The sequence below is a fragment of the Exiguobacterium sp. s157 genome, assembly GCF_018618205.1.
GTDB classification, from domain to species: Bacteria; Bacillota; Bacilli; order Exiguobacteriales; family Exiguobacteriaceae; genus Exiguobacterium; species Exiguobacterium chiriqhucha.
The window spans coordinates 58,923-71,338 of record NZ_JACSLQ010000007.1 but is presented as its reverse complement, the minus strand read 5'-3'; the positions used below and the strand labels follow the sequence as shown (position 1 = coordinate 71,338).

The 12,416-nt window shown below is 53.8% G+C and carries 12 protein-coding genes and 1 other RNA gene; 10 read left to right on the top strand and 3 right to left on the bottom strand.

The window, feature by feature from the left end; translation table 11 throughout:
• The first annotated feature begins 48 nt into the window (after window positions 1–48).
• The 6 genes from smpB (at window position 49) to KNP67_RS12780 (ending at window position 3,860) form a co-directional block, all read left to right on the top strand.
• Window positions 49–519 carry an SsrA-binding protein SmpB gene (gene smpB, locus KNP67_RS12805; protein ID WP_029595066.1) on the top strand — a complete coding sequence of 157 codons (471 nt, stop codon included), beginning with the start codon at window positions 49–51 and terminating at the stop codon, window positions 517–519.
• A gap of 49 nt (window positions 520–568) precedes the next feature.
• Window positions 569–924, top strand: a transfer-messenger RNA (tmRNA) gene (ssrA, locus tag KNP67_RS12800).
• A 127-nt stretch (window positions 925–1,051) separates the two neighbouring features.
• The gene (locus tag KNP67_RS12795) at window positions 1,052–1,207 is read left to right on the top strand and encodes an alcohol dehydrogenase (protein WP_214756735.1); all 156 of its coding nucleotides are present in this window, start codon (window positions 1,052–1,054) and stop codon (window positions 1,205–1,207) included.
• A gap of 189 nt (window positions 1,208–1,396) precedes the next feature.
• A complete protein-coding gene (locus tag KNP67_RS12790) occupies window positions 1,397–2,005 on the top strand; it encodes a hypothetical protein (RefSeq protein ID WP_214756734.1) in 609 nt (202 codons plus the stop codon).
• Window positions 2,006–2,076: 71 nt separating this feature from the next.
• Entirely contained in the window at window positions 2,077–3,036 is a 960-nt protein-coding gene (locus KNP67_RS12785) for an HNH endonuclease signature motif containing protein (RefSeq protein WP_029595069.1), read from the top strand.
• A 176-nt stretch (window positions 3,037–3,212) separates the two neighbouring features.
• On the top strand, window positions 3,213–3,860 hold the full coding sequence (locus tag KNP67_RS12780) for a hypothetical protein (RefSeq protein ID WP_214756733.1): 648 nt from the start codon (window positions 3,213–3,215) through the stop codon (window positions 3,858–3,860).
• 48 nt (window positions 3,861–3,908) lie between these two features.
• Here the strand turns inward: KNP67_RS12780 and KNP67_RS12775 are convergent, their stop codons facing one another.
• Window positions 3,909–4,100 carry a hypothetical protein gene (locus KNP67_RS12775; RefSeq protein WP_214712810.1) on the bottom strand — a complete coding sequence of 64 codons (192 nt, stop codon included), beginning with the start codon at window positions 4,098–4,100 and terminating at the stop codon, window positions 3,909–3,911.
• 139 nt (window positions 4,101–4,239) lie between these two features.
• Between KNP67_RS12775 and KNP67_RS12770 the strand changes: the two genes are divergently transcribed.
• Both KNP67_RS12770 and KNP67_RS12765 read left to right on the top strand, forming a co-directional pair.
• Window positions 4,240–5,652 (top strand): NAD-dependent epimerase/dehydratase family protein, encoded by a 1,413-nt coding sequence (locus tag KNP67_RS12770; RefSeq protein WP_214756732.1) that lies wholly within the window; start codon window positions 4,240–4,242, stop codon window positions 5,650–5,652.
• Between the two features lie 132 nt (window positions 5,653–5,784).
• Window positions 5,785–7,341, top strand: coding sequence for a SulP family inorganic anion transporter (locus tag KNP67_RS12765; RefSeq protein ID WP_214756731.1), 1,557 nt, complete (start codon window positions 5,785–5,787; stop codon window positions 7,339–7,341).
• On the opposite strand, the gene KNP67_RS12760 is transcribed toward KNP67_RS12765, so the two are convergent.
• Window positions 7,338–7,667, bottom strand: coding sequence for a YolD-like family protein (locus tag KNP67_RS12760; protein WP_128122074.1), 330 nt, complete (start codon window positions 7,665–7,667; stop codon window positions 7,338–7,340). The genes KNP67_RS12765 and KNP67_RS12760 overlap by 4 nt on opposite strands.
• Entirely contained in the window at window positions 7,664–8,959 is a 1,296-nt protein-coding gene (locus tag KNP67_RS12755) for a Y-family DNA polymerase (protein ID WP_214756730.1), read from the bottom strand. The genes KNP67_RS12760 and KNP67_RS12755 overlap by 4 nt, the downstream gene beginning before the upstream one ends.
• A 238-nt stretch (window positions 8,960–9,197) precedes the next feature.
• Here KNP67_RS12755 and secA2 point away from each other — a divergent pair, with 238 nt between their 5' ends.
• Complete coding sequence (gene secA2, locus KNP67_RS12750; protein WP_214756729.1) at window positions 9,198–11,567, top strand: accessory Sec system translocase SecA2; 2,370 nt, start codon at window positions 9,198–9,200, stop codon at window positions 11,565–11,567.
• A gap of 1 nt (window position 11,568) precedes the next feature.
• The gene (locus KNP67_RS12745; protein WP_214756728.1) at window positions 11,569–12,390 is read left to right on the top strand and encodes an SLAP domain-containing protein; all 822 of its coding nucleotides are present in this window, start codon (window positions 11,569–11,571) and stop codon (window positions 12,388–12,390) included.
• Window positions 12,391–12,416: the final 26 nt, after the last annotated feature.

Sequence of the window (12,416 nt, the reverse complement as noted above, 5' to 3'; positions counted from 1 at the left end):
GGGAGGGGGCGACCCCTCCTCCATATTGAAGTAAAGGACTGAATGTCTATGGCCAAGAAGAAAGATTCGAACGCGCTCGCGCAAAACCGAAAAGCGTCCTTCGATTATGCGATTGAAGATACGATTGAAGCCGGCATGGTGTTGACGGGGACCGAGATTAAATCGGTGCGGCAGTCAAAAATCAATATCGCCGACGCGTATGTCCGCTTTGACGGTGGCGAGGCGACACTTCATAACTGTCATATCAGCCCGTTCGAGCAAGGGAACCGGTTCAACCATGAGCCGCTTCGTGTCCGAAAGCTATTGTTGCATAAGAAGCAAATCAATCAGCTCATCGGCGCGCAAGGCCGTGACGGGTATACGATCATCCCGCTCAAAGTGTATCTGAAGAACGGCTTCGCCAAATGTCTCCTCGGCATCGGGCGCGGGAAGAAGAAGTATGACAAGCGCGACGACTTGAAGAAGAAAGATGCGAAGCGCGATGTCGACCGGGCACTCCGGGACCGGCAAAAATACTGACAGCGAGACCTGATTGTGGTATAGTTGTTGTAGTACCAATTACCACCTCGGGGACGTTATGGATTCGACGGGGGTAGGTCGGTCGTATGTGGCGTGTCGAGGGGTCGGCCTCGTTAAAACGCAAACGCCTATAACTGGCAAAACTAACACACAACTCGCAGCAGCCTAAGTGCCCTGCGGATCCTGACATCCATCGCTTGTGTGGATGATTATCAGGGTCTCAAACTAAGCAAGCTACGCTTCAACCTCGCCGTCTGAGGGCGCGAAGAAGAGATGAACCAGACTGGATGCGACAACGCCTGTTTATCGGCAGTGTCACATTGAGATTCAATAGATAAACTACACACGTAGAAGCATGCGTTACGATGCCTTCGGACGCGGGTTCGACTCCCGCCGTCTCCATTTTTAAGCAGTCTGCAACGACTGCAATCAATGATTTTTAATGAAGACCTTCTAATTTCATTGAGATTAGAAGGTCTTTTGATTTTTATGGAACAACTCAATCACAATGAAATGAAAGCAGGTGAATCAAATGGGAAAATATCAATTAGATACGAAAAGTAAAGTGGCTGCTGCCAAGTATCAAGATGGCAAAAAACCAGCTATTTCGAATAAAAAAGATAAAATCAATCAGATTCGAAAAGCATATTTGCAGAAGCAACAAGAGAAGAAAGAAGCTGGGGAATGATCAGGAAACATTATAGCAAAAGGATTATTGAGTGTTTGCTCAATAATCCTTTCTTTGTGAATGGACAACACCATTATTTGGACTTTTAAACGGAATCAAAGGATTGAATATTGCTTTGTTGAATATATACTATGAGCTGTTTTTGAAAAAACGTCACGAGAATATATAACCATCATAGGAGGAATCCTCATGTCAAAAAAATCTACGGAATTAATTATAAATGGAGTCAAGAAGTATGGTCCAACAGTCGGAAAACTAGTTCTTGAACATAAAAAAGAAATTGTTGGAGCAATTGGTGCACTAGGTGTAACGGAACGACTCAAAAAGCGTACGGATAAAAAATCGAGTCCTAAAGAACCGAAAGACAAAATCATGCATCCTAGAAAGAAACGATATCAGTATTTGTTAACTGATGTTATCCCTGCGTTGGACACTCGAAACCGAGCTGAGCTGTTCCAATATAAGTTGGAAGTTGAACAATATATTCAACAAATTAAGCATAAGCAAGAACAAGACAGCATCATCAAAAAACATATTCATGAGAGTCGTGTAAAAGAGTGGTCTGCAATTCTCTTTCAAATTGTGAGCCAGATGACTGTAAAAGATTATATGGAGTATCTAAAGCTCTTTAACAATCCTGATTATCAAAGTGAGTACTTTAAAGACTTTGAAGGAGATGTTGAGAAATTTAAAAAGCTAAATACTGTCGAACAGTATGATACGTTAGTCCATTATATCCATGAAAAAACAAATATCGATATAGAACAAATCAAAAAAGAGTTTTCGGCTCCTGTTTGATTCACCTTGATCCGTTCTTGTTCCTCATTCGTTATAATCGATGATGTAACGAATGAGTGGGGGTGAGGTCATTGGGGTGGGATTTAAGTGTTGCTGAGGCAAAAAACGTCTACTTAACAGAAACTGACTTATGGCGCTATACACAACAATTTTTAATGAATGCGACACATACGACGACGTACAAGCATATGCTTATGAAGGCGTTGCTCGAATGCACGACCGAACTAAGTGATTCCGGTGTAGTGACGTTCCAGCAAATTTCAAGACACGTGACGAAGATGTATTGGAATTTGATTGTGAAACACGGATTGCGACAAGTGAATCAACTTGAGAAATTGAGCTCGGTCGAAAAAACGATGCTCACGTTTCAAGCGACACATGAAATTCCGTCCACTTGGAACTTTGATCGTCTGCCGGTTCAGCAGCAACAACAATTGATTCGAAACGTGAATCAGTTCTATAAGAAGTACGTGTACGGATCGTTCTATACCTCGTTCGAGGGAACCGTCTATTCATTCAATCGGAAAGAAGAGTGGGTCAAACTTGTGCCGAGCTACGTCATCTTTTTTGAGAAATATAAACGGGTCTTGATGAATGTTACGAATTATCAACTCGCCGTCTTTCTGGAAAAATACAATACACGCGAAGCGATGGAGCGAATCTTGAACAAAATCGAATTCGTCTCGGCTCGTCAATCGCTCGACGAGTTCAAACAAATTTTGCTGAGCCATGGTCATTCCGTCTGTTTTTATTGTATGAAGCCGCTCAAACAGATCCATGTCGACCATTTTATCCCGTGGTCTTACATACAGAATGATGTTCTATGGAATTTTGTCCTCGCTTGTCCGACTTGTAATACGAGCAAGAACAATCGGATGGCGAAGATTGATTATCTTTACGCTCTTCTGGAACGAAATCATGAGTTGCGCGTGGCAGAACAGATGGAGACATACAAAGAAACGAAATTGATTCACCTGTATGACTATGCGGTGCAGAATGGGTTTGAAGCCAATTGGGCACCGAGGGCATAGGTTTGTGGGATAGGTGATGTTCAAAAATTCGGGACCTTAGAAAACTAGAAACTCATTACCCTTAAAACTATACCTTTGAATAAAATAAACCCTTCCATAAATTGTCTGATACACTGATAGAAAGAAGCTGAGATACTTTTTTGGTGGTACATAGACGGTTTAGAGGAGGTATTGGTGTGGAGCGCTTTTGGAAATGGGCATTAATTGCGATTGGGGTGCTTGTCGTCGGGATGGGAGGCCTCGTTTTTGTGTTCAATCAGTCGATGAAGTCCGACCCCAATGAAGAAGCAAAAGCAATCCAACTCGCTGAGCCGTATGTAGCGGAGCGTTTCGACAATGCCGAATTGACGACAGAGGTCACGTTCGACAACATGGGAAATTTCCCGTTCGAATATGCGGCAACCGCAGTTGATTCCGTGACAGGGACCGAGTTTTTCGTTTATGCGGACGAGACGACAGGGGAAGTCGTCGACACGTTCCTGGCATCGAAATGGGAAGATGACGTGACGGATGTCATCGAGGATTCGGTCATGACGGCGTTTGGCCGCGATGTCACGTACGATGTTTTTTACGACGAAGTAGCCGTACGAGAACTCGACGCTTCGGCGGCGAACCCGCTCGCCTATAAAACAGCCGACGTCGTACCGACAATCCTGGTGACGATTCATCGGGAGCCAGCGTTAGGAGACGAGGTACTCGTCCGGACTTGGATGGCGGCGCTAAAAGAGAGCGACATGTTACGCCGTGCGGAAGTTCATGTCGACTATATCGCTAAAAACGGAGAAATTCTCAATGACGGGACCCCGTTAATTCTATCGTTCTAATGAAAAAACACTTTCTGCGAGCAGGAAGTGTTTTTGTTCAGTTTATCGTCACCACAAGTTAAACAAATCCGCTACAATCGCATCACTTCCGTCTTGGAACATGAACAAACCGAGTGCGATTAACAGACCGCCGATGACGAGGCTTCCGAAGCGTATCAGCCCGCTTGTGTTCTTTTTGAATAGGCCGCGAATCACGAGCCCTCCACCGATCAATAGCATCAAGAAATACCAAAACCCCATAGTCATTCCTCCTCCGCTTGTAGTTGGCTTTAGTTTACATATATTTTCCAGTACATACTGTAGGGCGCGGGACTGATTTAATCTCAGCCTAAGACGGGTACAGTACCTTTATGTGTAAATAAAGGGGAGAGTGACCACTATGCGGAAAACCATCGTCATCGCGGGCGCGAGCGGTTATATCGGCTCGAACGTGATGGACCATTTAAAAGAAGAATACGACATCATCGCCTTATCCCGCTCGACGAAGAACAAAGAAGACGAGGACCACATCACGTGGCGGTCGTGCGATTTGTTCTCGTATGAACAGACACGCGAGGCGTGCGAGGGAGCGGACTACGCCATGTTCCTCGTCCACTCGATGATTCCGGACGGCGGATTGACGCAGGCGACGTTCGAAGACATGGACGCGCTCATCGCCGATAACTTCGCCCGGGCGACGAAAGCGAATGACATCGAACAAATCGTCTACTTGAGCGGCATCATTCCGAAAGAATCGAAGACGTTGTCACGTCACTTGAAGAGCCGGCTCGAAGTCGAACGGATTCTTGGCGGCCAAGGCGTGCCGGTGACGACGATTCGGGCCGGGCTCATCATCGGTCCAGAAGGCTCGTCGTTCCCGATTCTCGCGAAGCTCGTCAAACGGTTACCGGTCATGATTCTCCCGAACTGGACGAAGACGGAGACGCACCCGATCGATTTGCGTGAAGCCGTCCAGGCGCTCATCTCAGTCGTCGGCGCCGAGGCGCTGTACGACCATCATATCGATATCGGTGGACCGGAAGTGATGACGTATCGCAAGATGATTGAAGACACGGCTGACGTCATGGGCAAACGCCGCGTCATGATCGACTTCCCATTCCCGACGATCAAATTGTCCCGCCTTTGGGTCATGGCCGTGACGGGTGAACCGAAAGATACTGTCTATCCGCTCGTCGAGAGCATGGGCCACGCCATGGTCGCGAAAGACACGACCGGCGTCAAACAAGGAGAGATCCCGTTCAAGGAAGCGGTGGAGCACGCACTCGAGGAAGAAGAGAAACAGAAATCTGGCGGCGGCAAGAAGAAAAAAGCACCGCAACAGTACACCGTCCGCTCGATTCAACGGTTCGGCCTGCCCGAGAACAAGTCGGCGCTTTGGATGGCCGACACGTATTTTGAGTGGCTCGGCCGGCTCGCGTATCCGCTCATCCAGACGACAAAAGAAGACGATGACTGGGAGATTTCGTTGCTTCGTCCATCACTCGTCGCGCTCCACCTGTCGCTCGAAGACGAGGCGACGGACGACATGGCGTCCTATTCAATCGACGGCGGCTTGTTCGCGAAGTTGAGTGAGGATGACAAGACCGGCCGGCTCGAGTTCAGACGGCTCCCGGAGTCAGAAGAAGGGCTCGTCGCCATCCACGAGTTCGTGCCGGCGCTGCCGTGGTGGTTCTATACGAAGACGCAGGCGAAAGCCCACCTCGTCGTCATGTGGCTGTTCGGCCGTCACGTCCGTCTGCTTGGGGAAGATGCGGACGAGGGTGACCAAGTCGTCGAAGCACCGACGAATTAACGAAGACGCATCCATCGCGATGCGTCTTTGTTTTGTCGATTATGTTAACGTTTTGCCGGAGTCGTTTACAAAGGGCAGGGACAGGCGTACACTGAACTCGTTTTCGACATAATGGAAAGAAGGAATGCAAGAATGGACAACTTCATGACATCACGCCAAGGATGGCAAAAAGACATCTCGGCCGGGATCACCGTCGGGGTCGTCGCCGTGCCGCTCGCGATGGCGTTTGCGATCGCCTCAGGTGTCGGACCGGTGTACGGCCTGTACACGGCCATCATCGCTGGGATCCTCGTCAGCCTGTTCGGGGGCTCGACGTTCCAAATCGCCGGACCGACCGGCGCCTTCATCCCGATCGTCTCGGGCGTCATGCTCGCGCATGGCTATGAAGGATTGCTCGTGACGACGTTCCTCGCCGGGATCCTGTTGTTCCTTATGAGCGTGCTCCGCGTCGGACGACTGATCCGCTTCATGCCGCGGGCCGTCACCATCGGCTTCACGGCCGGGATTGCCGTCGTCATCTTCGTCGACCAGCTCGATGAACTGTTCGGCATCTCGTTTCAGAAGGCGCCGCACTTCCACGAGAATTTACTGAAGCTCGTGACGTCGTTACATGAAGCGAGTTTATGGCCTGTCTTCATTGCCGCCATCGGTTTCTTGACGCTCTGGCTCGTACCGAAACTGCCCGTGAAATTGCCGCTGTTATTGATGGCGATGCTCGTGCCGACGTTCGTCAGTCTCGTCGTCCCAGGAGAAGTCGCGACAATCGGCAGTGCCTATGGCGGTATCCCGAGCGGACTGCCTGACTTCAACTGGCTCGCCATCGACCTCGATTTGATTGCGACGCTACTTCCGTCGGCGTTCGCGATCGCCTTCCTCGGGGCGCTCGAGTCGCTATTGTCTGGTGCGGTCGCGGACGGCATGGCCGGCACGAAGATGAACCCGGACAAGGAACTGTTCGGGCAAGGGCTCGCCAACGTCGTCGTCCCGTTCTTCGGCGGGATTCCGGCGACCGGTGCCATCGCCCGGACGGCGACGAACATTCAAGCCGGGGCCGTCAGCCGCCGTTCCGGTGTCATCCACGGGTTGACGGTGCTCCTCGCCGTGCTCGTGTTGGCACCGCTCGCGAGTTACGTCCCACTGGCCGCACTCGCCCCGATCTTGATGCGCGTCGCCTGGAACATGTCGGAGCGGCACCACGTCTTCGAGATGATCAAGCATCGGTCGGCCGAATCGCTCGTCCTGCTGATCACGCTCGGGCTGACCGTGTTCGTCGACCTCGTCGTCGCCGTCGAGGTCGGGGTCATCTGTGCGCTCGCCTTGTTCGCGAAACGGATGGCCGACACGATCGACGTCCGCGAACAGACGGAACGGTATGTGACGCGGGACGGCCAGGTCGTCTTCAGCGTCGAGGGACCGCTCTTCTTCGGGGCGATCGAGATGTTCGAGCATGTGTTGCATCATATCCATGACGAGCCTGACGTGTTCATCTTCAACTTCCACCGCTGTCCGGTCATCGATGTGACGGCCGTCGAAGAGATTCGCCGCGTCGTCCGGGAGTTGAAAGCAGCCGACCGTCGTGTCGTCTTCGCCCACTTGTCGACACCCGTGCGCCAGACGCTCACGCATTACGGCGTGCTCGACCACGTCGATACGTTCGAGACGACGCAGGAAGCGATTGACGCGTCTTAATGGACGGACAGAATCTGACCGAACGGGATGCGGCGCACGTCCGTGTCGAACAGCTCGACTTCACGCTCGGCGTAATAGATGGCGTGGACGTAGCCACGTACCGTATGGGTCATGCCGTTGTCGAACAGCGTCAGCTCGACGGCGTCGCCTTCACGGATGGCGCGTTCGAGCTCGGTCTGCCACAAGTAGAGGAGCTGCTCATCCAAGTCAGGCAGCTCGATCTTTTGGACGTGGGCGTAATATTTCTTCAGCAGCGCCACGTGCTCGGGCATGAGGAACGGGATCCATTTCAATTCACCGCGGTCTTTGTAGCGGGTTTGGCTCATGACGATTCACCTCCTTGTTTATGTCCGCCGATGAGGCGTTGCCGCGTCCGGAGCGGACTGTCTTTCAGTAAACTCGATGCCGGACGGATCGTGCCGCGGCCGAAGCGGACGTTCAAGCTATCGACGAGATCGAGGAAGTCGAACCGGCGTGCCCGGGCCCACTCGTCCTCGAAGAAGGACAGCTGAACGTGGTCGCTCCGGGGCTCGAGTTTGCCGAGGGCGACCGAGACGTAACGGACCGCCTCCGTCTCGTCCCACGCGTCGAGGAAAAGCGTCAACAACACCGGCAAGAACTCGCGCTCGTCCGCTGTGAAGCGGGCGAGCTTTTTTTGTTTGCTGAACCCGCGCCGCTCGCTCGTCCGAGTGTAGCGAACGCCGAGATGGACGCTGCCGCCGACGAGACCAGCCTGTCGCGTCCGCATCCCGACCTCGACGGCGATGGCCTGCAGGACGAGCCGAATGGCCGCGTACGTCGTATAGTCTTTCATGAGCGTGATGCCGTGGCCGATCGTCCGGGGCCGCTGCCGCTTCGCGCCGAACAAAGAGCTTGGCGGGAGGATTGTCGGCGACTCGTCGATGCCCCAGGCGTGATGCCACAGCTCGGCGCCGATGACGCCGAACTTCTCATGTAGCGTCTCGAGCGGATAGCGGGCGAGGTCGCCGATCGTGTCGATGCCGAGCCGCCGGAGATGGACTTCCATCTTCGCACCGACGCCCCACATCTTGCCGATTGGGGCCGGGTGGATCAACTTCTCGACGTCGTGAAGAAAACAGCTGGCGACACCCGTCTTTTTCCCATGCAAATCGAGGACGAGCTTGGCGAGGACATTGTTCGGTCCGATGCCGATCGTGACCGGGATGCCGGTATAGCGGAAGACGGTCGAGCGGATGAGGCGGGCGACGTGCGCATCGTTCCCGAACAGCCGCTCCGTCCCCGTCAAGTCGACGAGCGTCTCGTCGACCGAGTAGACGCGGATTGCCTCCGGGGGTGCGAACTGATGCAAGATGTGGACGATTTGCACGGATACGTTCAAATAGTGGCTCATCCGGGCCTCGGCGTAGATGACGTGCCGCCGCTCATGCCACGGCAACCGGTCGATGTGAAAGCGCCGGGACCCGGTCTTGATCCCGAGTTGCTTCATCGGCGGTGTCGCGGCGAGGACGAGGGCACCGTGGTCCTGCAGGTTCGATAAGACGACGAGCTTTGTCTTGTATGGGTTTAACTTGCGGGCGGCGCACTCGCAACTGGCGTAGAACGAGACGCTGTCGATACAAAAAATCCGACGTCGCATAGCCACCTCTCCTTTTTTACGAACAAGCGTTCTGTTTTTTCTCATCGTATCACGGTCTCACGCCGTCTCAAATAGAAAAATGAAAACAAATTTTGAAAAGAGTCAAAAAAAGGATGGATGGTGAATAAAATTCCATCTTTTTGGAATTTACCGAAATAATAAAGCGAGGCGGAAACAAAATCCGTTATAATGAGAGGGTAGCTAGACAAATATGGTTTCGGACGATGGAGGCTATCCTGTGATTGATTTTGTGAAGCAATTGACCAATGATCAGGCACGACGATTGAAAACCTATAAGAAACAAGTCGAACGCATCAACGCGTATGAGGAGACGATGCAAGCTTTGGACGATGCAGCGCTTCGCCAGTACGCGCTCGAACTGAAACAGCGGCTTACGGACGGTGCGGATGTCCGCGCCATCACGGAGGAAGGGTTCGCCCTCGTCCGCGAGGCATCCGTCCGGACGATCGGGCTCCGTCACTATGACGTCCAGCTTATCGGCGGTCTCGCCCTGCTCGAAGGAAATATCGCCGAGATGCCGACCGGGGAAGGGAAGACGCTCGTCGCGGCATTGCCGGCGTTCGTCAAAGCACTCGAAGGAAAAGGCGTCCACGTCATCACGGTGAACGACTATTTGGCGCAACGTGACGCCGAGCAAATTGGCAAGATTCACACGTTCCTCGGACTCACGGTCGGGTTGAACGTGCCGGAGATGGAGCTCGCTGACAAACAAGCGGCGTATGCGGCCGATATTACATACGGGGTCGGGACCGAGTTCGGCTTCGACTATCTTCGGGACCACTTGGTCGGCTCGCCGGAAGAACGGGTCCAGCGTCCGTTCCATTTCGCGTTGCTCGATGAAGTCGACAGCGTCTTGATCGACGAGGCGAAGACGCCGCTCATCATCGCCCAGAAGGACGAGTCACACGTCCGCTTGAAACGTCTCGCCCAAACCGTGTTCGGTCAATTGACGGAAGACGACTATACGGTCGACCTCGAGGCGCGCGCCGTCATGTTCTCGGATAAGGGCATCGAGAAGATTGAAGCGTTGTTCTCGGTCGACAACTTGTTTTCCGCCGAGCACCACGTCCTCTATCACTACATGATGCAGGCGCTCCGGGCGAACGTATTGTTCGAGCGGGACGTCGACTATATCGTCCAAGAAGGCAAAATCGAGTTAATCGATTTGTTCACGGGCCGGGTCATGGAAGGACGCAGCCTGTCGGAAGGCCTCCATCAGGCGCTCGAGGCGAAAGAACAGCTCGACATCACCGAAGAGAACAAGACGACGGCTGAAATCACGATTCAACACTACTTCCGGATGTATCCGCTCCTCGGTGGCATGACCGGGACAGCCCAGACGTCACGCGAAGAGTTCATGAAGACGTATCAAATGGACGTCGTCCAAGTGCCGACGAACCGGCCACGTCTGCGTGAAGACTTGCCGGACCGCGTCTTTGATACAATCGCCCACAAGTATGCGGCGGTCGGACAAGAAGTGGCGGCCATCCACGCGACGGGACAACCGATTTTGATCGGGACGACCTCGATCGCCCAGTCGGAGGCCGTCAGCGAACAGCTCGAGCGACAGGGCATCAAGCATGAGCTGTTGAACGCGAAGACGGTCGCCCAAGAAGCCGAGATTATCGCCGAGGCGGGACGGCTCGGACACGTGACGATTGCGACGAACATGGCCGGACGCGGGACCGATATCGTCTTAGACGAGACGGCGCGCGAACGCGGCGGCTTGTATGTCATCGGGACGGAACGACACGAGTCGCTCCGCGTCGACAATCAGCTCCGTGGACGGTCGGGACGCCAAGGCGACCCAGGCATGTCACGTTTCTTCGTCTCGCTCGAGGACGACCTCGTCAAACGATATGCCGCCGAGCGGTTGAAACGTGTCGAGCACAAACTGAAGCCGGACGAGCACGGGGAGATTCGCCATAAGGAAGCAGGCGTGATCATCGAATACGCCCAGACGACGATTGAAGGCGTCGGCGTATCGGTCCGTGACTACATGTTCAAACTCGACGACGTCTTGAACGAACAGCGCCGCATCATCTACTCGATTCGCGATGAGGCGGTCGACGCCAATGCGACGGCCATCTTGAACAACGTGCTCGCCATGATGCGCCTCGCGCTCAACGAGACGCTCGACCGTCATATCGACGCCGAACTCGTCCCGGAAGAGTGGGCGACTGACGCGCTTATCGAGGACTATATGTATTTGACGCAACAGGCGCCGACATGGGACGACACGGTCGGAGACAAAGACGAGTTGAAACGAGCACTCGCACCATGGATCGACGGCATCGTCGCGATGGCAGAACAGCGGATCGAGGGTTATCCGGAAGTCATCGCCTTCGCGCGGCAACAACTGCTCAGCCACCTTGATATCCGCTGGACGAACCATTTGACGACGATGAACGCCTTGAAAGAGGGCATCGGACTCCGCAGCTACGGCCAGGAAGACCCGAGCCGTCAGTTCGGCAAGGAAGGGCTCGAGATTTTCCAAGAAACGTATCTCGATATCGCCCGCGACGTGACGATTCAACTGTGCCAGTTAGATGTATACTTTGCGCAACGGGAAGAGGAGGGGCTGTGACATGTTCGGACTGTTGAAACGAAAGAAAGTCGAGACGATCATCCGCCAAGACGACGAGCGGACGCTCCGCCTCGTGTTCGATGAAGGGATGGACATTTCGAAAGAAGATGAGTATGTGTTCCGCTATCATGCGACGACGCTGCCGCCGCTCGCGGACAACCAGCTGTCGATTGAACTGCTCAGTGCGACGAAGAACCCGGGCGGCCTGTCCGTGGTCGCCTTGTTCCGCAACACGGTCGCGACCGAGTTCTCGCTCGACGAGATCCCGGTGCTCTTGTTGAACGAACGCCGCGAACCGCTCGGCCAGAAGATGCTCAGCCGGATGGACTTGCCGTCGTTTGAGGCGATGACGAGTAAGCCCGTCTATCTCGACTTTTTCGAAGAGGAACTGTTCACCGATGTCGACGAACTCGACACCGAGTCGATTCAGCTCGCCTTCCAAATGAACCCGACGGCACCGCTCCAAGATGTGACCGACGCCGAACGGGACGCGTTCCCAGACGTGGCGTGGCACCGCCTGAAGCGGATGAACGTCCTCAGCCGTCCGGTCGCCGAAGGCCAGTTCGATTTGTTGCTCGTCCATCTCGACGTGACCGACACGGAAATCGGCGCCTCACTCCTCGTCCGGAACGGTTATGCCGAGCAGGCGCTCCAAATCCCGCGTCTCCCGCTCGAGTTGATGCAGCGAGACGAGGTCGTCGGCCGAGCCGATGCCGTGCTCGCCGAGCCAATCTTGCCGAAACACGACTATCCGCTCCACGTCCGCTTCCCGAGACCGGACGGCGACAACGACGGACCGATCTCGATTCGCATCCATTCGTGACGATATGACCATCCCCGATACGCGTT